This is a genomic window from Methanobrevibacter sp. UBA188, from assembly GCF_905234905.1.
Taxonomy (GTDB): domain Archaea; phylum Methanobacteriota; class Methanobacteria; order Methanobacteriales; family Methanobacteriaceae; genus Methanocatella.
On the sequence record NZ_CAJOJM010000034.1, the window covers coordinates 1 to 20,126 of the forward strand.

24 protein-coding genes and 2 tRNA genes are annotated in these 20,126 nt (G+C 33.7%); 14 read left to right on the forward strand and 12 right to left on the reverse strand.

Annotated features, from left to right (window positions below; translation table 11 throughout):
- The first annotated feature begins 696 nt into the window (after positions 1–696).
- From mer to QZ143_RS07225, 4 genes are all read left to right on the forward strand, one after another.
- Positions 697–1,659, forward strand: coding sequence for a 5,10-methylenetetrahydromethanopterin reductase (gene mer / locus QZ143_RS07210; protein WP_292882687.1), 963 nt, complete (start codon positions 697–699; stop codon positions 1,657–1,659).
- A 137-nt stretch (positions 1,660–1,796) separates the two neighbouring features.
- On the forward strand, positions 1,797–2,879 hold the full coding sequence (locus QZ143_RS07215) for an archaeosine biosynthesis radical SAM protein RaSEA (protein WP_292882690.1): 1,083 nt from the start codon (positions 1,797–1,799) through the stop codon (positions 2,877–2,879).
- 42 nt (positions 2,880–2,921) lie between these two features.
- Positions 2,922–3,404 (forward strand): DUF308 domain-containing protein, encoded by a 483-nt coding sequence (locus QZ143_RS07220; protein ID WP_292609186.1) that lies wholly within the window; start codon positions 2,922–2,924, stop codon positions 3,402–3,404.
- Between the two features lie 27 nt (positions 3,405–3,431).
- Positions 3,432–4,709, forward strand: a complete 1,278-nt coding sequence (locus QZ143_RS07225) for an adenylyltransferase/cytidyltransferase family protein (protein ID WP_292609259.1) — start codon at positions 3,432–3,434, stop codon at positions 4,707–4,709.
- On the opposite strand, the gene QZ143_RS07230 is transcribed toward QZ143_RS07225, so the two are convergent.
- From QZ143_RS07230 to QZ143_RS07255, 6 genes are read right to left on the reverse strand one after another with little or no spacing between them, the layout of a single operon-like run.
- A complete protein-coding gene (locus tag QZ143_RS07230; protein ID WP_292609188.1) occupies positions 4,696–5,433 on the reverse strand; it encodes an NAD(P)-dependent oxidoreductase in 738 nt (245 codons plus the stop codon). The genes QZ143_RS07225 and QZ143_RS07230 overlap by 14 nt on opposite strands.
- Positions 5,434–5,441: 8 nt before the next feature.
- On the reverse strand, positions 5,442–6,302 hold the full coding sequence (locus QZ143_RS07235; RefSeq protein ID WP_292609190.1) for an ARMT1-like domain-containing protein: 861 nt from the start codon (positions 6,300–6,302) through the stop codon (positions 5,442–5,444).
- A gap of 2 nt (positions 6,303–6,304) precedes the next feature.
- Entirely contained in the window at positions 6,305–6,508 is a 204-nt protein-coding gene (locus QZ143_RS07240; RefSeq protein WP_292882693.1) for a MoaD/ThiS family protein, read from the reverse strand.
- Positions 6,509–7,429: a TIGR00269 family protein gene (locus QZ143_RS07245; protein WP_292609194.1), complete on the reverse strand. Its 921-nt coding sequence runs from the start codon at positions 7,427–7,429 to the stop codon at positions 6,509–6,511.
- A 10-nt stretch (positions 7,430–7,439) separates the two neighbouring features.
- The gene (locus QZ143_RS07250; RefSeq protein ID WP_292609196.1) at positions 7,440–8,594 is read right to left on the reverse strand and encodes a VWA domain-containing protein; all 1,155 of its coding nucleotides are present in this window, start codon (positions 8,592–8,594) and stop codon (positions 7,440–7,442) included.
- Between the two features lies 1 nt (position 8,595).
- A complete protein-coding gene (locus tag QZ143_RS07255) occupies positions 8,596–9,450 on the reverse strand; it encodes a MoxR family ATPase (RefSeq protein ID WP_292882696.1) in 855 nt (284 codons plus the stop codon).
- A gap of 125 nt (positions 9,451–9,575) precedes the next feature.
- Between QZ143_RS07255 and QZ143_RS07260 the strand changes: the two genes are divergently transcribed.
- Positions 9,576–9,950 carry a hypothetical protein gene (locus QZ143_RS07260; RefSeq protein ID WP_292882699.1) on the forward strand — a complete coding sequence of 125 codons (375 nt, stop codon included), beginning with the start codon at positions 9,576–9,578 and terminating at the stop codon, positions 9,948–9,950.
- 2 nt (positions 9,951–9,952) lie between these two features.
- On the opposite strand, the gene QZ143_RS07265 is transcribed toward QZ143_RS07260, so the two are convergent.
- The gene (locus QZ143_RS07265; protein ID WP_292882702.1) at positions 9,953–11,557 is read right to left on the reverse strand and encodes a dihydropteroate synthase-like protein; all 1,605 of its coding nucleotides are present in this window, start codon (positions 11,555–11,557) and stop codon (positions 9,953–9,955) included.
- A gap of 281 nt (positions 11,558–11,838) precedes the next feature.
- Between QZ143_RS07265 and porC the strand changes: the two genes are divergently transcribed.
- The 7 genes from porC to QZ143_RS07300 are packed head-to-tail and all read left to right on the forward strand — an operon-like array spanning position 11,839 to position 16,301.
- Complete coding sequence (porC, locus tag QZ143_RS07270) at positions 11,839–12,360, forward strand: pyruvate synthase subunit PorC (protein WP_292609204.1); 522 nt, start codon at positions 11,839–11,841, stop codon at positions 12,358–12,360.
- 12 nt (positions 12,361–12,372) lie between these two features.
- Positions 12,373–12,615 (forward strand): pyruvate synthase subunit PorD, encoded by a 243-nt coding sequence (gene porD / locus QZ143_RS07275; protein WP_292609206.1) that lies wholly within the window; start codon positions 12,373–12,375, stop codon positions 12,613–12,615.
- 13 nt (positions 12,616–12,628) lie between these two features.
- Positions 12,629–13,777 carry a pyruvate synthase subunit PorA gene (gene porA / locus QZ143_RS07280; RefSeq protein ID WP_292609208.1) on the forward strand — a complete coding sequence of 383 codons (1,149 nt, stop codon included), beginning with the start codon at positions 12,629–12,631 and terminating at the stop codon, positions 13,775–13,777.
- A 5-nt stretch (positions 13,778–13,782) separates the two neighbouring features.
- A complete protein-coding gene (porB, locus tag QZ143_RS07285; protein ID WP_292609261.1) occupies positions 13,783–14,649 on the forward strand; it encodes a pyruvate synthase subunit PorB in 867 nt (288 codons plus the stop codon).
- 11 nt (positions 14,650–14,660) lie between these two features.
- Positions 14,661–15,161, forward strand: a complete 501-nt coding sequence (locus tag QZ143_RS07290) for a 4Fe-4S dicluster domain-containing protein (RefSeq protein ID WP_292609210.1) — start codon at positions 14,661–14,663, stop codon at positions 15,159–15,161.
- 8 nt (positions 15,162–15,169) lie between these two features.
- Positions 15,170–15,409 carry a 4Fe-4S dicluster domain-containing protein gene (locus QZ143_RS07295; RefSeq protein WP_292609213.1) on the forward strand — a complete coding sequence of 80 codons (240 nt, stop codon included), beginning with the start codon at positions 15,170–15,172 and terminating at the stop codon, positions 15,407–15,409.
- A 49-nt stretch (positions 15,410–15,458) separates the two neighbouring features.
- Entirely contained in the window at positions 15,459–16,301 is an 843-nt protein-coding gene (locus QZ143_RS07300; protein WP_292609215.1) for a fumarate hydratase, read from the forward strand.
- 31 nt (positions 16,302–16,332) lie between these two features.
- Here the strand turns inward: QZ143_RS07300 and QZ143_RS07305 are convergent, their stop codons facing one another.
- The 5 genes from QZ143_RS07305 to QZ143_RS07325 form a co-directional block, all read right to left on the reverse strand.
- Positions 16,333–17,208 carry a PhoU domain-containing protein gene (locus QZ143_RS07305; protein ID WP_292882707.1) on the reverse strand — a complete coding sequence of 292 codons (876 nt, stop codon included), beginning with the start codon at positions 17,206–17,208 and terminating at the stop codon, positions 16,333–16,335.
- Between the two features lie 8 nt (positions 17,209–17,216).
- Positions 17,217–18,185 carry a hypothetical protein gene (locus QZ143_RS07310; protein WP_292882709.1) on the reverse strand — a complete coding sequence of 323 codons (969 nt, stop codon included), beginning with the start codon at positions 18,183–18,185 and terminating at the stop codon, positions 17,217–17,219.
- A 265-nt stretch (positions 18,186–18,450) separates the two neighbouring features.
- Positions 18,451–18,523 (reverse strand) — tRNA-Thr (locus QZ143_RS07315).
- Between the two features lie 27 nt (positions 18,524–18,550).
- Positions 18,551–18,633: transfer RNA gene (locus QZ143_RS07320), tRNA-Leu, on the reverse strand.
- A 57-nt stretch (positions 18,634–18,690) separates the two neighbouring features.
- A complete protein-coding gene (locus QZ143_RS07325) occupies positions 18,691–19,044 on the reverse strand; it encodes a hypothetical protein (RefSeq protein ID WP_292609220.1) in 354 nt (117 codons plus the stop codon).
- A gap of 130 nt (positions 19,045–19,174) precedes the next feature.
- Between QZ143_RS07325 and QZ143_RS07330 the strand changes: the two genes are divergently transcribed.
- Both QZ143_RS07330 and QZ143_RS07335 read left to right on the forward strand, forming a co-directional pair.
- On the forward strand, positions 19,175–19,342 hold the full coding sequence (locus tag QZ143_RS07330; RefSeq protein WP_292609222.1) for a 4Fe-4S binding protein: 168 nt from the start codon (positions 19,175–19,177) through the stop codon (positions 19,340–19,342).
- Positions 19,343–19,350: 8 nt separating this feature from the next.
- The gene (locus QZ143_RS07335; protein WP_292882712.1) at positions 19,351–20,118 is read left to right on the forward strand and encodes an adhesin; all 768 of its coding nucleotides are present in this window, start codon (positions 19,351–19,353) and stop codon (positions 20,116–20,118) included.
- Positions 20,119–20,126 lie beyond the last annotated feature (8 nt).

Genomic DNA, 20,126 nt, shown 5'->3' on the forward strand with positions numbered 1-20,126 from the left:
TTAATCGAATCCCAATAGCAGTAACATCTGCCAGGATCAAACAGAATTGAAACATAACAGACATAATAAAGTATAAAGTATTATGAAGTACGCTAAAAAAATATAGACGAGTGTAATACACTAAAAATTTGATATAAAAGTTTCTATAATCAAATTTCACCACATCTACAAAACTTACATCATACCCGAAAAACTCAAGTACTCACAAAAGCACATTCATTATAATAATAATTTAATTAATACAATAAATATGATAAAATATAGCTACATGCGGAAAAGCAGTCATCATAGTCAGAATTGTAAATACAATATGACTTAAACCAACGCCATAAAACATATAGCACATCTAATACAGACGGAAATTATACTAACAAATTCAATTAAAAATCATTGCAATTAATATTTAAATAATTAAATACAAATATAAAATTATAAAATTTGTATTTTACTAATCATATGAACGTATATTTTTAAAAAAGATAATATTATCAAATATAACTATAACATTTAATAAAAAGTTTCGTCATACTTCCATCGAACAATCAAGTATTACAAAAAATAAAATAATTAATACCATATTTGATATTATAAATATTTCAAGACATCCCCAACAGATAATATATAAAACTTTCTATCTAATTCAAATAATAATTACTTTATATATAGGCTAACCAAAGATATTATTGGTGATAAATTATGAAATTTGGTATAGAATTCGTACCTCAAATACCTTTAAAAGAACTCGTAAGATTAGTAAAAATAGCAGAAGATGTCGGTTTTGAATACGCATGGATCACTGACCACTACAACAACAAAAACGTATACGAAACCTTAGCATTAATTGCAGCTGAAACTGAAACCATTAAAATGGGTCCTGGTGTAACCAACCCATACGTAAGAAGCCCAGCAATTTCCGCTTCTGCAATCGCTACTATCGACGAAATTTCAGAAGGAAGAGCAACCTTCGGTATTGGTCCTGGTGACAAAGCAACTTTCGATGCTTTAGGAATTGAATGGACTAAACCTGTATCCACTATCAAAGCAGCAATCGCTGACATTAACACCTTATTAGCAGGTGAAAAAACTGAAGCTGGAGCAGCTTTAGGTGGAGTTAAAAAAGTACAAGATGCAATCCCTATTTACATGGGTGCACAAGGACCTAAAATGTTAGAAACCGCTGGAGAAATCGCAGACGGTGTATTAATTAACGCTTCCAACCCTAAAGATTATGAAGCAGCTATGCCAATGATCAAAAAAGGTCTTGAAGCAGCTGGTGGAGACAAAGCATTCGACGTAGGTGCATACACTGCAACCTCTATCGGACCAGACTCAGACGCAGCTAAAAACGCAGCTAAAATCGTAGTTGCATTTATTGCAGCAGGTTCACCACCTCCAGTTATCGAAAGACACGGATTACCTGATGGATTCAACACCCAAATGGGTGAATTCTTAGCTAAAGGTGACTTCGGTGGAGCTATTGGTGCTGTAACCGATGAAGCACTCGACGCATTTTCCGTATGTGGTACTCCTGATGAGTTCATCCCTAAAATTGAAGGCTTAGCTGAAATGGGTGTAACTCAATACGTAGCAGGATCCCCTGTAGGTAAAGACGTAGAAGAATCCATTAAATTATTAGGAGAAGTAATCGCAAGTTTCTAAACTTGCTACTTTTTTCTTTTTTTATTTTTTTAAACCTTTATACACAACTTAATAACATACTATTTTTCTAACACAATTTTTAATTATAACAAAACCATAATTATATAATATTCATTTATTATATTGCAGGTATTATAATGGAAATTGAAAATTTATGTAAAGAAATCAGACAAAGGGCTTTTGAGCGAAAAGATCCAAAGACTCCAGAACAGGTTGGTGCCAGCTGGTACAATGATGATTTAACTTACAATGGCGTTTCAAAAACATTATTCATCATATTGCCAACACCAGGCTGTGCATGGGCACTTGGAGATAGTGGCGGATGTACAATGTGCAGCTACGTATCAGATTGCACTCTGGAGCCAATCGATACACAAACAATCCTTAGAATTTTTAACGAACACCTACAAAGACATCCAATAGCTGAGGAAGATAAGATTTCAGTTAAACTCTTTGCATCAGGCAGCTTCTTAAACCCATATGAACTTCCTAAAGATGCCCGTGATGAAATTCTGAAAACATTGGTTGACCTTGGAAATGTCAAAGAGATTATTGTTGAGTCACGGCCAGAATATGTAAAAGAGGATGTGCTTGATGAAATTTTTGAAATTATAGGAGATACCTTATTTGAAGTAAGCATTGGCCTTGAAACTTCAAATGATTATACACGACTTAATAAAATCAATAAAGGTTTTACAAAAGAAGACTTTGAAAATGCAGTCAAATTAATGCAAAACATGTCTGAAAACAAAGGATACAATTTGAAATCTAAAGCATACATCTTTGTAAAGCCAATTTTAATTTCTGAAGCACAGGCAATTGATGAAGCAATAGAAACTGCCAGATATTGCGATTCAATTGGAGTAAACAGACTTTCATTCTGCCCTGCAACAATTCATGGAGGAACAGTTATCGAAAGATTATGGAGACAAGGCGCATATCAGCCACCATGGATCTGGTCTTGCATTGAAATAATCAATACAGTACGTGATGAGTTGGACATACCTGCACTTTTGGACACATCAGGATTTGGTTCAAGAAGAGGCCCATACAATTGTAAAAAATGCAATAAAGATTTAAAACATATGATAATAGCCAATAATTTAACACAAAGTAAAATAGAATATGACTGTGAATGTAAAGAAGAATGGTTAGCTGAAATAGAAAATAGTGATATGAACTCATCAACCGTTGAAATAAAACACATTCCATTATATTAATATAATTTAAAATAGTAAATAGTTATTAGGAGGAAAAATTATATGAAAACTAAATTCATTAGTTTATTAGCCATTATTCTAGGATTACTTATTATAATATTTCCAGTAATGGGAATTGTTGGCGTTAATGGCTTAATTAGCTTATCAGTATTATTAGTATCCATATACTTGCTTATCGTTGGAACCAGCATAATTGATTACAATAAAACCGGAGCAATATTGAATTTGCTTTTGGGATTAATACTATTGCTGTTAAGTATCTTTTTAATATACAATCCAGCATTCCTTGGAGTTATAGCAGGACTGACATTATATATTGCTGGAATAATGTTGATTGTTGTTGGACTTGTTTCATTAATTAATAACCGTAGCACAAGATATGGTTTTTACATTGGAATAGCTGGAGTAGTTCTTGGATTATTATACCTGATTATTGGAACATTCATTACTGATCCTATTGTTCTTGGTACATTAATCGGAGCATGGTTAGTGATTAGCGGAATTTTAAAGTTGATGGATGGATAAAGACTATCCACATAATCTCTTTTTTTGGTGTTTATATTGATTGGAATTAGCGCTGATTTTGACCCTGTTCACAAAGGTCATGAAAAATTAATCAAGGAAGCATGTAAAATTGCAGACAGTGAAGGCAAAAAGGTAGTTGTCTATCTGAATAAGGGATTTAGTGCAAATCATGCCCCATTTTTTGTAAATTTTGAAGCCCGTCGTGAAATGGCACTGGCTTTAGGTGCAGACGAAGTCAAATCATTTGAAGGGTTGCACCACAGACTTATATTATCATACAGCGTCCCAATAAGACTCCAGCAAATGATTGATGATGGAGTTACAGATTATATTACTTCAGCAAGCATCAGCCTTGATGAAATCAAATCCAAAGCTCAAAAATTCATTGATGAAGGCAACTTCGTTGGAATGCCAAAACATTATACAAACAGAAATGAAATTCGTTGGTATGCATTAAATGAATTTTTAGGATCCAAATTAAATTTCCATGTAGTGAAGGAGTTGAATAAATCCGAATACTCCGGAAGATTAATTAGACAGTCAATTATCGATAATGGAATGTCCATTCCATCAAATATTTATAAAGTACTCCCAAAAACCACTGTTGAAATTCTTGAACGGGAAATTGCTTTGGGCAATGTTCCGGGCAATAGAAATTGGGACGAAATATATAAAAGAATGAACACATATTCCAGAGGAAATCTAGAAAAAATAGCTTACCTGAATGGGAAAACCATTAATGAAATTATTAAACGAAGAGTTTACAGAGACCCAGAATCAATTTGGGCAGTATTTAGAAGGTCTGAATATGGTCCCGTCATGACCCGATTGGCCATAAGTTCCATTGAAATGAACGTCAGCAAAAAAGAAGTAATGGATCTTATGAAAAGTTATGAAGAAAAAGGAGTTATTCCAGAAAATCAGAAAGTTCAAAAGGTAATTGACAGAGCATGGTATGTTGCAAGCATGACAGATGAAGGTGTTAGTGCTCGTGAAGCTAATGATGAGTTTAGAAGCAAAAACATTGCCGTTGATGCCCCGTCAACTCTGGAAGCGGGACTTAACTTAACCAAATTTGAAAGCAAAATCACCAAAGAAGGCATTGCCACTGACCTGTATGTTGACAAAAAAGGAAAAATTTCAGTTCAGTTCAAAAGTGAAGGAAAAAAGATTAAAACCAATTTAAGATTGCCTGCACGTGAAGTGACATATTTAAGATATATTATGGATTCTCATTTTATTCCGGTTAACGGAACTATAAAAAAAGCTAAAAAAGGGTTTAAAGTTATGGTTACAATCGGCTGAATTTATCCAAAGCAGCTTTAACCATTATTAGTTCGTTTTGACTGAAACACTCGATAATTTCATTTAATTCTTCACTTTTTCTTTTTGAATTGGCTAAAGTGTTTTTGATTCTGGACAATGAACGGTTCTTAAAGTCACCACCCTCAGTTACGGAAATTACATCAAAAAATTCATCTTCCAGATTATAATTTTGAGCAATCTGATAAGATTCTATCAGAAGTGCTGAAAGTGTTTTGGTATAAGTGCTTCTGAGCAATTTTAAAATAGCCACATCACCAATTTTATCACTTATCACCACAACATCCAAAAAATCATTCAAAAACAACAATTCATCAGCGCTTTTACCTGAAATGTAAAGTGTTGGATTGTCAGAATCAATTTTTCCAATAATTGCCCCATCAATCAAATTATCAACATATTTGTCAATTTCTAAAGTTGACTCTGGAGAGATATTGTTTAAATCCAAATAGATTCCTTTCACGCATTTACCGTATTTCTTAGCTATCTCTATGGATGATGCTGGAGATGTGGCTGAAATCAATAAATCCGATTTGGCTGCTACCTCCCTAAAAGATGACACCACATCCACATCCGAATTGTCAATGGATTCGATAGTGGATTTTGACCTGTTTTCTTTGGATGTTATAAATTTAATATCATCTAATTTAATTAACTTTACAAGATTTTGACAAACTTTTCCAAAGCCAATCAAACCAATTATCATAAAATCACTTATTTTTTAAAAAGAAGCATATCTTTTAAATTGACACCAATATCACGAGCAATAGTATTGCATTTAGCACATAATAAGAAATAAACATCTTTATCAGATAAGTCGATTTCAGTCAGTCCTTCATAATTGCCCATTCCCTTGGATATGACAAATTCATGAGAGTCAAATATCTGCCTAAATTCATCTGAGATTTCACTGTCAACATAACCTACAGTTCCAGCACCAATCTCCACAATTTTTCCAAATTCATCAAGGCCTGCTTCAAGAGCTTCCTTCATGCATGCATCATTTAAGATAGGTTCTGATTTAACTGCAATTGTAATGTCCAATTCATATTCCTTAATTTTTGCCATCAATAATTTATCAAAGACTATTTCGCCAGTGTTATCCACCAAATACAATACTTTATCATGTTTTTTGAGTGAATTTTCAAACTCAACAATATCCTTAACGGCAAGTTCATCATTTAAGGAATCATTTATTATTGCATCTATATCATCATCTAATGTGAATGCTCCAAAATCCAAGATATTGCCTATGATAGCTATCTTCACATAATTTTCCAAACTGTCATTTTCTTTGAGAATTTCCTTTACAATAGGCAAATATTTTAAAGCTATTTCATTTCCTTGGATTTTTTCCCTAAAATATGGATCTTCACAGCCTGTTTTGCTCTTGATAATATTGTGCATCATGGACCCTGTTTTATTGGAATTGGTGTCTTTTGAAAAGTTATCCGCCAAAAAATTAAATATATCATTCATGATTTCAATTTTAAGCAAATCATCATCACAGGACAAATCCATTGCTTCACGAGCCTGCCTTAAAAAACAAGGGCCACATTCATAACTAATCTTCAATATTAACCACCATAAATAATTTGAACTAATTGAATTTCATCACCATCATTGATTACCGTATCTTCAATGACCAAATCGCCATTCTGCTTTGATACAATGGTTTGTGGAGACAAATCCATATCGTTTAATAAATCTTTTATTGTATAATCATCATTGGGTAAATCCCTTTTCTCATCAATACTTTTATATTTTAAAATAAATGACATTTAATCACATCCCAATTCTTCTAAAAATGAACACGCTTTGCATAATCTGTTTGCAGAAGGTTCACCACATCTTTCACATCTGCCATGAGCATAATCTTTTTTAAGCTCTTCCTTTAAGATTCCCTTGATTTTATCATATCCTCTCAGAGTTGAGTATTTTATTGTAGGGTGCTTTTCTGCCAATTGGTTGATGACTTCTGAAACTTCACCCCTGAAAGATTGCATCGCATATGGGCAGCTGTCAAAATGAACTTCCAATTCTTTGGCAACGACATAAATACCGATTTCACGTTCCGGAATTTCCCTTAACGGTTTGATTTTAACTGTGAATTCTTCAGCTTTGGATTCAGTTTTTGCACCTAATTTGGTTAGATTGTCAGTGTTTCCTTCAAGATAATTCATCATGATGGCCTGCACTTCATCATCCAAATTATGCCCGGTTGCAATTTTAGTTGCTCCCATTTCACGAGCTGCCTTGTTAATGATTGTTCTTCGGAATACTCCGCAATATGTGCATGAGCCCTTATGATTTTCCCTTTGCATTATCTCATCCAAAGTGATGCCGTATTCCTCCTTTAAAGACACAACCTTGTGTTCAATACCAAGGCGCTCCGCATGTCTTACTGCAATATCCACGCCATCCTGGCGATAATTGTCAATTCCCTCGTCAACAGTTACGGCACAGATATCAATGACATTCATTTTGCGAAAACTGTTAAGAATCTCCAATGTGGTTACACTATCCTTTCCGCCTGAAAGAGCTACCAAAACCTTGTCTCCCTTGTCCAGCAATTTCTCTTTTCTAACTGTTTTAATAACTTTTTTTTCAATTGATTCAATAAAACAGTCCTTGCACAATAGCTGACCGGATTGTTCTCGTTTAATAATAACTTTTGGATTGCCGCATTTACTACATTTCATTTTATACTACCTACATTTGCTCTACAAATTGAGCCAATTGGTTTAAAGTATTTACCTCAAAGACCTGTGCTCCAACATCCTGATACAGTGAAACACAGCTGTCAACTACATCCCATTTATTTCTATCTTCAGGATTCAGGATGATGACCTTTTTGGAATCCCTTACAATTTCTTCAAGCACATCAACACTTGCAGGTTTTCCATTGACTTTAGGTCCTGACCAATCACGGCAATCAGACAATATGATTACATAAGATTTATTGTTGATTTTTGCCATGTCCTGAAACTGTGTGAATGAAGAGTACATGTCTGAAGTTCCATGAACCATCATGTTTTTAACTCTCAAGTCCTTAACTTTAACAAAGGAATCCAATAGGTATTCTTCCTTTAGTGCATGAGTGGTTTCAATTACCTTATTGTCAAATTCGAATGTTCTTGATTTTTTGAATGCTGTTTGGGCTGAAAACATAAGCATGAAAAACCAGCTGCTGATCCATTCACATGACCCACTTATATCATTTAAAAAAAGGTGCTCGTTTTTATGAGGTCTCGGTTTTGCCTTAACAAGCTCAAATGGAACACCACCATACTTCAGATTAGCCCGGATGGTCCGCCTAATATCAATTTTATTGGTGTTGGTTTGAACTTTCCTTCTTGAACGTTTATTTGCAATTCTTTTACCTAATCTCTGACAGATTTCAAGCATACGCGGGTCGAACCTGTTGAGCTTGGTTAAATCCTTGTTCATCAGCTCGCCGTCTCTTTCAAGCTGCTTGACCTCTTCAAGAAGCGGTTGGCCAGACAACATCTTCAGCTTTTCATTGTTGATTCTTTCCTTATTTAATTTTCTGAAAGCATTATTGTTCTTTTTGATGACATACTTATTGGATTTGGGTCCGGCACCCTTATATGCAGTTCCGCGCATATCCTTTTTTGGATTTTCCTTTTTAACTTCCTTTTTAAAGATTCCATCAAAAACCTTATTGAATCTTGGAATATCGTATTTGTCTTTGACATATACCGACATCAATGCGTTTTTCAAAAGCTGCCTGTCATCTTCACCCAAAGCCATATAAACCTGAACTGCTGATTGTGTGCTTCTTACACTGACCGGCAGCCCCTTTTGCCTAAGCTGAGCGGATAAAGTTGCAATTTTATTAATCATTTTATCTTTTATCTAAAATATCCTTAACAACTCTTTTTTTATCGCTTTCATTTTTGATGGCTACACCAATACTGTCTTTTAAAGACTTGTCCATATCTTTAGTTCCCAAATTGGAAACGGATCGGACCCAATCAACAGTACCCCTTACAGAAGGTTTTTTCATTAAATTGAGATTGCGTATTTTATGGACAAGATTAACAATGGTTGATACGGTTTCATCATCAGCTTCAGGTATTTTTGATTTGACAATTTCAATTTCCCTTTCAACAGTAGGGTAAGGAATATATAAGAACAAACATCTGTCTTTAGTTTCATCAAGCAGAGATCTTTGAGAATTGGATGTTAAAATAACAATCAAATCATTTTCAAGTTGAAAAGTTCCTAAATCGTTAATGGTAATTTCCTGTTCACCCAATGCCTGAAGCAGAAAACTTTCCACTTCTTCATCAGCCTTATCAATTTCATCTATCAACAGTACTGAATCGTTCTTATTTAAAAATGCATTAAGCAATGGTCTTCTAATGAAAAATTCCTCATCAAAAATTTTATCTTCACCATTTGAATCATTTTTTGCAGCTTCCAAATGCAACAATTGTTTTTGATAATTCCATTCGCCGACAATTTGTTCAAAAGTAATGCCTTCATAGCATTGTATTCTGAAAAAATCCCTTTCAAAAGTTTTAGCTATTACTTTGGCAAGTTCTGTTTTACCTACTCCCGGAGGACCTTCAATAAGCATTGGCTTTTGAAGGAATAACGCCAAATATAAAGTAGTTGAAATTTCGTCATTAGAGACATATTCCGCATCCAATAATCTTTCATCAATATCTTTTATAGAAATGTTATCAACCTGCAATGTGAAACCTTCATAAAATTTAATTATACATAAAATTTAATTATAAAATCATATAAACTTTATTGTAACTTTTTATAAAATGAATTATTAATTAATAAATATAGACAAAAAAATGGAGGTAAAAGATGGAAAAAGAAAATACGATTATTATTGCATTAGTAGTTCTTATCATTATTGTTGCTGTAGTGGCCGTATTTGTTACTGGCGCAGGAATGCACTTAAATAATAGTGACCCTGTTGTAAACAAAACAGCTTCAAATACAACACATACTAAAAATATTACTGCAAATTCAACAGCTACAAGCGATTCTTCATCTGGTGAATCAAACGGTCCAGTCCGCGATACTGGAATGTCTGCTCCTAGCGAGGATTCCAGTGATTCAGGATCAAGCAGTGAATCAAGTTCAGATTCTTCATCACAAGCAAGTTCAAGTGAATCAAGTAGCACTCCTCAAGCAGGACAATCTGCAGACGCTGCCAATTCAGGCGACTTTGATTAAAACTATTTTTTTAAATCGTCAGGATTTTTGAATAATTCAAAATCCTGAACATAATCTTTACCCGTAACCATTGCAATTTCTGCTTTTTTAAGTTCAGAACCCAAGTATGCTGCATGTTCCATACGGGTAACCAATTCTTTTGTAATTATTTCTTCATATATTTCTTTTGCAGTATGGCCGGTGATTACCAAATCAGCCTTATTCTTTTTAAAATGAGTAGCTATGATGCGACTTTCACTTACGGTAGTTCCATAATCAACTGTGATTTTAAAGCTTCCTGCCTTATCCCTGATGAATTTCAATGGCCTTTCCTGTTTGATTTCAGGAACTCCATCAAGCTCATTAACAATTACATCATTTCGTTTATGCTTATCCTTAAATACAACCATATTAATTCCCAAATCCTTTGGGATAGATTTTCTATTTTTTGCAAGAAACATCATTTTAGATGCAGTAGCCAATTCATAGACACTACCTCTTGTTTTACCACTTTCTTCAGGAGTAAACAGAATGCTTGCACCCAATTCCATACCAATTCCAGCAAGCAATACATTTACACCGCCAGAATCAGCATCCATTAATTCAGTGACATTGCCTACACCAAAAAACATTGGCGCCTTATTGGTTTTATGAAATTCATGGCAAGCTATAAATGATTCGACAATACTTGAACTGTTGACCGGATCCAAAATCAAATCTGCAACATATGTTAAACCTTCAGTATCCTTGATTAACTGGTGCATAGCTTCAACTCTTTCAGAAGGAGATTTGGGAGATTTTCCCTGTGAAAAATTGGTCGGAAGCAACACAGCAGGAATATTTTTTTCTATCAGTAAATCTTTAATTTCAGAATTGTTCCCCAAATCCAAACTCAAAACAAAATCAATCCCATTTTCAGCTGCAACTTTGATTTCTTTAGGATTTAAAGTGTCAATGCTCAATGGCCTATCTCCGACAATTGGGCGCAACGTTTTTATCAGGTCGGGAATTTTATCTGAAAAATCCTCACCGGCAGCCATTCCAATGTCAATCATGTCCGCTCCGGAATCAACAAAATATTGGCATTTATTAATCAAGGCTTCCTTTGATAAAAATGGTGCATTGGCGATTTCTGATAAAACCCTCATTGGGAAATCCTCACCGACAGGAAGGTTTCCAATTAAAATATTATTAGGCTTTTCAAGAAGTTTGTTGATAGTTTCATGGTCATTTTCAAATTCTTCAATGAATTTGAATGCCTCATTTCTTTTTTCTTCTTCAATCAATTTATCTGCAGGTTTATCTTCAGAAAGGTCGATGTTTCCTATTAAATTCAAAACCATTGCCAAATCAGCACCGTCAGTGGATCCTTTAAATGTTGGAATTCCAAGCTCTTTTGTAATTTCTTTTGTTCCTTTTTTAATCAATCCTGGAACCAAAATCATGTCAATTTCATCCAATTGATTTGAAAAGTTAGTTTTTACTTCCTTAATTATTTGTCTAGGAGTTAAAAATGCAGCAACTTGAGTATTATCTGCAATATGAACTATTATATCTTGTTTTGAATCTGAAACTACTTCTTTGATTAAAGGATATGCCAACTCACCAGTGATTATTAAAACTTTCATGTTCTCCCCACACATTTTCTAATAATATATTATTAAATAATCATTATATTAAATCTTTGAAAATGAATTATCCAACAATAATAAGAATTGTTAAAAAACTTATAACAAATACTGGAAAATATAACAAAGACATGAACTGATTTATTGAAAAGATAAACAAAAAACTAATTATTCATTCAAAATTAACCAACAAATTTACTTAAAAAATAATTATTACATAAAATTTATATATTTTAGAATTTATAATGATTATACATGATAAATATATGGAGGAAAATTTAATGATCGAAATTCGTTTTCATGGAAGAGGTGGACAAGGTTCCGTAACAGCTGCTGAAATCTTGGCTAAAGCAGCATTCAAAGACGGAAAATATGTTCAAGCTTTCCCATTTTTTGGAGTTGAACGTAGAGGAGCTCCAGTAATGGCTTTTACAAGAATTGATGATGAGCCAATCGATTTAAGATACCAAATCTATAACCCGGATTATGTTTTAGTTTTAGATGATGGTTTATTGAATGTAGTGGACGTATTTTCAGGAATTAAAGAAAATACCGAAGTTATTATTAACACTACAGAATTTAAAGGCAGCGGAGAACACAAAGTATACGATATTGATGCAACTGGTATTGCACTTGATATGTTAGGACGTAATATTGTAAACACAATTATCCTAGGATATTTTGCTAAAAAAACCAATGTAGTAAGTATTGAATCTCTTGTAGAAGTGATTAGAGAAACCTTCCCTGGAAAAATTGGTGAATTGAATGCGGAAGCTACTCAAAAAGCTTACGAAATGGGGTAAAAAGGTGAGATGATGGTAAATATAGGATGTGTAATAACAACACCAGGAAGTAGTAAAAACAACAAAACTGGAAGCTGGAGAACATTCAAACCTATCTTGGATAAAGAAAAATGTATTGACTGTGACAATTGTATTGTATTTTGTCCAGATTCCAGCGTGAACAAACAACATGATATTGATTATGATTACTGTAAAGGATGTGGAATTTGTGCGTATGAATGCCCATCCGATGCAATCGAAATGGTAAAAGAATAAAGAGAGTGATTTAATGATAAGAGAAGTAATGACCGCAAACAAAGCAGTTGCAGAAGCTGCAAGATTGGCTAAGCCACAAGTTATTCCTGTTTATCCAATTACTCCACAAACTACAATTTCAGAATATTTAGCACAATATGTTGCTGATGAAAAAATAGATGCTAAATATGTTAAAGTAGAATCAGAACACAGTGCAATAAGTGCTGCAGTTGGAGCAAGTGCTACTGGAGTAAGAGTATTTACAGCAACATCTTCACAAGGATTAATGTTAATGCACGAAATTTTATTTGCAGCAGCAGGTATGAGAACACCATTCGTATTGGCTGATGCAAACAGAGCAATTTCTGCACCATTAAATATTTGGAACGACCAACAAGATTCCATTGCACAAAGAGATGCAGGATGGTTACAAATATATGTTGAAAATGCACAGGAAGCATTGGACACTACTTTAATGGCATATAAGATTTCAGAAAATCCTAAAGTATTACTCCCATCAATGGTATGTTTAGATGGATTTATTTTAACCCATACAGTCGAACCTGTAGAAATTCCAGACCAAGAACCTGTAGATGAATTTTTACCTCCATACAATGCTCAACATGCATACCTTGATCCAAAAGACCCAATGTCCATTGGTAACTTAGCTGACCCTGATTATTATCTTGAAGCTAGACACGACATGCAAGTGGCAATGGAAAACTCACTTGAAGTAATTCAACAAACCTGTGATGAATTTGCAGAAATATTTGGAAGAAAATATGGTCTTGTTGAACCTTACAAAACTGAAGATGCTGAAATCATTTTAGTTGCTATGGGTTCACTTTGCAGTACCATCAGAGTTATTGTTGATCAGTTAAGAGAAAAAGGTGAAAAAGTAGGTTTACTTAAAATCAGGGCTTACAGACCTTTCCCAGTCGAAGCAATTGACGAAGCAGTTAAAAATTGTGAAAAATTAGCAGTGATTGATAAAAACGTAACCTTCGGTATTGGTGGAGCATTATACACCGACATTAAAGCAAAAATACACAAAGAAGCTTACGGATTTATTGCTGGTTTAGGTGGAAGAGACATTACACCTGATGCAATTTTGGAAGTTTATGAGAAAACTAAAAATGTGCCTGAAAAAGAAGTCACATGGATTGGACTTAAGGAGGAATAGATATGGTGGACATACCTGATAAAAATTTATTGGCACCTGGACACAGAGGATGTGCAGGTTGTGGAGCATCTATTGCAGTCAAATTAGCTTTAAATGCTTTAGGAGAAAATACTGTAGCTATTTCTGCTACCGGTTGTCTTGAAGTTATGACTACACCATACCCTGAAACTGCATGGGAAGTTCCATTTATTCACGTAGCATTTGAAAACTCCGGTGCTGTTGCATCCGGTGTTGAAAGTGCATTAAGAATTCAAGGAAAAGAAGATGTTAATGTAATCGCTTTCGGTGGTGACGGAGGAACTGTAGATATTGGTTTACAATCCCTCTCAGGAGCTATGGAAAGAGGACACAACATGACTTACATCTGTTATGATAATGAAGCATACATGAACACAGGTATCCAAAGAAGTGGTGCAACACCATTCGGTGCAACAACTACTACATCCCCTATGGGAAGCGCCAGTTTTGGTGAAGACAAACCTAAGAAAAACATGCCTATGATTATGGCAGCACATGGAATACCTTATGTTGCTACAGCATCAATAGCATTCCCTGAAGATTATGTTAAAAAAGTTAAAAAAGCTGCAGAAACTAAAGGTCCTGCATATATCCATTTACAACAACCATGTACAACAGGTTGGGGATTCTCTTCTGAGAAAACCATCGAAATGGGTAGATTAGCTGTTGAAACTGGATCTTGGATTTTATATGAAATCGTGGACGGCAAATTCGAAATCACTTACAGGCCTGAAGAACGTAAACCTGTAAAAGAATATTTAGCCCCACAAAAAAGATTCAGACACTTAAATGATGAAATCATTGATAAAATACAAAAATATGTCGATGCAGAGTGCGATGAACTAGGCTTATAGGAGGAAAAACAATGGAAAAAATTTCTGTAAATAGCAACTTATGTGATGGATGTCTCAATTGTGAAAGCATGTGCGCATCTGTTCACAGTGCTAGTAGAATAAAAATTATAGAACATCATTCTCTATTCTATTCCATTGTATGTCAACACTGTGAAAGTGCACCATGTATTAAAATCTGTCCAACCGATGCAATCAGCGACGAAAGTGTCGATACAGAGAAATGTATTGGTTGCGGATTATGTGTAATGGTTTGTCCATTCGGTGCAATGACTTTCCAAGCCAGCATTGCTGAAAAATGTGACCTCTGTGCTGACAGAGACGAAGGGCCTGCATGTATAAAAGCATGTACTAAAAGAGCTATTTCCGTTGTTGATCCTGCTAAAGTCAAGGCTAAGAATCAAGAAAAATTCTTGTCCAAAATGGCTGGATTATATGAACCGGAAGGCAAGAAAAGTGGCTTTGTCCATGTAATTACAAGTCAAGCAAGAGCAAGACTTGTTTTAGAAGAATAAAATAGATTATGTTAAATTCAGGAAATTGTACAAATTGTACAACCTGCGGAAGTTGTCAACAAACACCAAATGTTGACACTCCCAACTTATTTTGTATGCACTGCCAACCATCAGAAGCACCATGTCTAAAAGCTTGTAGTGAAGGAGCTATTGAAGTTTTAGGCGGCGCCATCACAATAAATGGTGAAAAATGCAATAAATGTGGAGACTGTGTTGAAGTTTGCCCAATTAATGTAATTAAAATTTAAATATCTTAAAATCAAAAAATAAGATTATAAAATTTACAAGGGTTTTATTTTGATTTCTAAAGATACAATTAAAGATACTGTTTATGAACTTTACAAAGAGGCAGTCATTGTTCTAGGTGAAGATGTTAAAAAATCACTTGAAGATGCTCTTAAAATAGAAGAACATGACCTTGCAAGATTAAATATTGAAGCTATCTTAAAAAATATTGAACTTGCAGAAGAAAAAGGAATTCCGATGTGTCAAGATACAGGTCTTCCAGTAGTTTTCGTAAAGTTAGGTAACGTTGAAGTTGAAGACTTGCGCGGCGGAATTGAAGAGGGAATAAAAAAGGCTACAAAAGAAATTCCAATTAGGCCAAACATCGTTGATCCTTTAACCCGTGAAAATACAAACATTAACGTTGGAGATTACATTCCGCCAATCGATATTGAACTTGTTGATGAAGATTATCTGGAAATAACCATATTGCCAAAAGGATTCGGTTCAGAAAACAATAATGCATTAAAAATGGCACTTCCTGCTGAGGGAATAGAAGGCGTGAAAGAATTTGTTGTCGAATCCGTTTTGAAAGCTAAAGGAAAACCATGCCCCCCAACTGTAATTGGAGTTGGAATCGGAGGAACATCCGATTTATGCCTAAAATTAGGTAAAAAAGCATTGCTTGGAAAAGTAGGCGAAAGAAATCCAGACCCACAATTGGCCAAATTGGAACAGGAAATTTTAGATGAAATTAATGCGTCAGGAATCGGTCCAATGGGACTTGGTGGAAAAACAACAACATTAGATGTGAAAATCCTAAAAGCACATACCCATACTGCAGGCCTTCCAGTAGGAGTTTGCGTCCAATGTTGGGCAGACAGACATGCCACAGGAAGAATATATGACGAATAATCATATTTCCTAATTTTTTTAAAAAAAAAAGTTATCTGAAAGATCTTGGAGTGGTTGACCTTGGAATATTTTCATGAAACTCAATTGAAACATCCATAATCTCAACTGAAATTCTTTCAAACGCTTTTACAACCCTAAATAGATAAATGAAATAGTTTGAACGCTCTTTTTCATCAAATGAACTTTCAGCCATTTGAGTTGCAATCAAATTAATTGCCTTTGATTGAAGAATATGTATAGAATCTTCCAGCTCCATCAAATCATCTTTTAACTCTGTTTTTCCTTCGATAAATGATTTCATAGCTAATCGAATCATCTTTTGAGCAGTTTTATACATCTTTTTTAATTTTTTAAGAATATTTTCATCAATTTCATAAACATCATTAATAACAAATTTTGCAATATGACCGCAGTAATCTCCAATCCTTTCCAAATCGTATGCTACTTCATTATAAAGCATTGATTTTGAAAATTCGGAATGTTTATCAATACTAACAATGGTTTCAACGGATGTTCTAATTTTTTCAACCATATTGTTGGTAACATAATCCATTTCCAAAGCGCGATTGGCTTTTTCCTCATCATATTCCAGAACTGCATTGAAAGATTCTTCAAGTTGGGAATGGACATGCTTGGCCATATTGTTCAACATATCATTAACCAAAACATTTCCGGAAGTTTCTTTTGGACTTATATAATCACTCAAAGATTCAACTATTCTTTCATAACCTTTCAAATCAATCATGTATGCCCTTTTAACTGTACCATCCTTAACAAGAGGCTGTAACAATTTAGTAACATATCTGCGAGTGATGCCTAACTGTTCGGCTATTTCTTCTTGAGTAGCAGGATTTTCGTATAAAATAAGATCCAATATATCCTTCAAAGTTTGGTCCTTTTTACTCATGTTATCCCCTATTTCTTATATTCATCAAGCAAATCATTTGATTCGAATTGTATGTTTTTTGAAGACTTGTTAATTCCTGACTCTGTTTGAGTAGAATTTTCGTTATTGGAAACCTTATTTACTTTAGGTTTAAAGGAATGGCCCTTATTTTCAACCAATTTTTCTTCAAAATCTTTAATTCTGGATTTATGAGCGGTTCTTTTATGAACATATTCATCTACTTTTGGTGAAATTTTCCTTTTGAATGTAGTGCTCTCTGTTTGAGGATTTTTTCTAACATGCACAACTCTTCTATGAGTTGGTTCAACATCATTTTCAAAATATTTACTATATTTTTCCTCAAAACTTCCGTCATTTATGCTGTTTGCATATTTTTTAGATTCATTATCAGATTCCCAAGCGGACATTAAAATTCTGACAATTACAAATACGAGCAGAATGAATGCAATAACAGCTATTGGAAAATCAAAAACTGCGAATATCGGGTGATACAAATCAGTGATTTGATTTCCCATATCTACAAAACCTCTTGCCAAAAATACTATACCTATTGCAGCTATAATCACACCATGAACCTTTTTAACATTTTCCGGTTTCAATACCAATGGATAAACACTAATGACTATTAAAGCTAGACCTAAAATCCTATATAAATTATTATTAGCAAAATCTTGAAGGGAGAGATAAGCATTCAGGAAGGTACTCGGTAGAATTCCAAATTCAGCTAAAAATGAACATATCAACAATAGCTGAATAAGAGAAATAACTATAAGTGGAAATACATAAGCTACATCCCATTCGAAATCATGTTTAATTTTTACATCAGACACTGGCTTTTCCAATGCTTCAGAAAGCATGTTGTAAAGAACGGATGATATAACTGAACCTATTACAGTACCCGCAACTCCCAAAACGGAAGTCAATACTGCTACAAATGCTGAAATTAAGCCAACTAATATTAACTTAGAATAATTCATATATTCCCACCTCAATAGAATTTATTTAAAAAATTTAATTTTTTTCTTAAATAAATTTATCTTTTCAAATATTTAAAGTATTGTAAATTCTTATGAAAACCTTGAATAACAAGGAATTTTAATTAAAAATCAACTAATTACCAATTATATACTAATTAACCTACAATTAAACTGATAACAGAATATTGAATGTTGAAAATCAATTATTAAAATTTTTATAATGATTTTGAAAAATAAATTTTTAAAAAAAATATAGAGATAAACAAGCTTTAGGGGGGATTCGAACCCCCGACTTCCACCTTACCAAGGTGGCGCTCTACCGGCTGAGCCACTAAAGCATTATCGAGAAAATAAATATAAAATAGTGCAAGGGAAGGGATTCGAACCCTCGAAGGCCTATACCAGAGGATCTTAAGTCCTCCCCCTTTGGCCGCTCGGGCACCCTTGCATACAATATTGATATTATCCTTCATAGTATATAAACGTTATGGTAAATTCCTAAAATTTAGACCAAAGCATTGTTAATTGAATACAACCATAATGAAACTGAAGTCAATATTAATATTAATATAAGCCAGATTACCAAAAATAGCTTTTTAGGGTCAGATTCACCTTTAGTAATGTATTTTTCACCTTCAACATCACTGGATCTCTCACGAGTATTTTTATAGAAATCATCATTTCTCAAATAATTGTAAAACATTCTTGTGATAAGATAAAATATGAAAAACATGACAAGGCCTATTATAGGAAGCAGCCCTCCTTTTAAAAACATTACTGAAATCGCTGAAAACAGAAGGCCTAAAAATACAAAAAATAATCCGGATAAAATTATTGAAACAGTCTTGTTAAAAATCATAGATTCACCATTAATTTGCAAACATTGAAATTTAGGAATGCCTAATTAATTATTTACTAAAAAACTATATAAATCTTAAGATAATTATATTTAATTATATTTTTTTAATAAATTTTAATTGGTGTATTAATTGAAAGTTGACATGGAAGAGTGTGGAGTTTGTGAAGATTGTATTGATGTGTGTGTAGAAGAAGCCATTACAAGAAGAGCATACACCATAATCATCGACCCTAATAAATGCGATAACTGTGGAGAATGCGTTGACGTTTGCCCTGTTGGAGCCATATACGAAGAATAACGATTTATATGAAGATAAAATTTACATTAGTTGATTATATTATAATTATATTGGTAATATGTGCAGTCATATTTGCATTTATACATATAACAACTGATGACTCCTCAAATATCCAAAAAACTGCTTTTGATTCATCAACAATAAACAAATTACCTGAAACTTACCTAAATTATTACAAAGACGGACATATAGTTAAAGCTACAATCGAAGGTTTCAACTCAACAAACGGCAATAAGACAACATTAAACGGCACTGTAAAATGGGTAGATGAAGGAAGCACTGTTAGAGTTCTTATTGAATCAAATAACAACACATATCTTGCAGGATTATATAAAAATGTTCCTAATGCAGATATCTATATTGACAAGATATCCATAGAAACTGACGGCAGCGTTTACGACAATCTAACAGAATTCAGTGTTAATGCCAAAAATATTACCTCATTAAACGATTTAAGAAAGAACATAACCAATGCCAATTATGATATTTCAACAACAATTGCAACAAATCCTATTAACAACGGCAAAATGCAGGAACTTGAAAATGTAATCAGCATGCACAGTAAACGATTGGCCATTAAAACCACCAACACCGAATTTGAAAATCAGTTGATTATAACAAAAGCTGATAAGCAGACTTTGGATGATGGAAACAGTGTTTTAGGAAACGTGAGTGGCGTTACTGAAAAAATTACTATCAGAATCTATAATTGCAGCGACAGTGATATGCAAAATATTAAAAATAACTATGATGTTACAAATATTCGAAATTTTTAAGTTGTGTA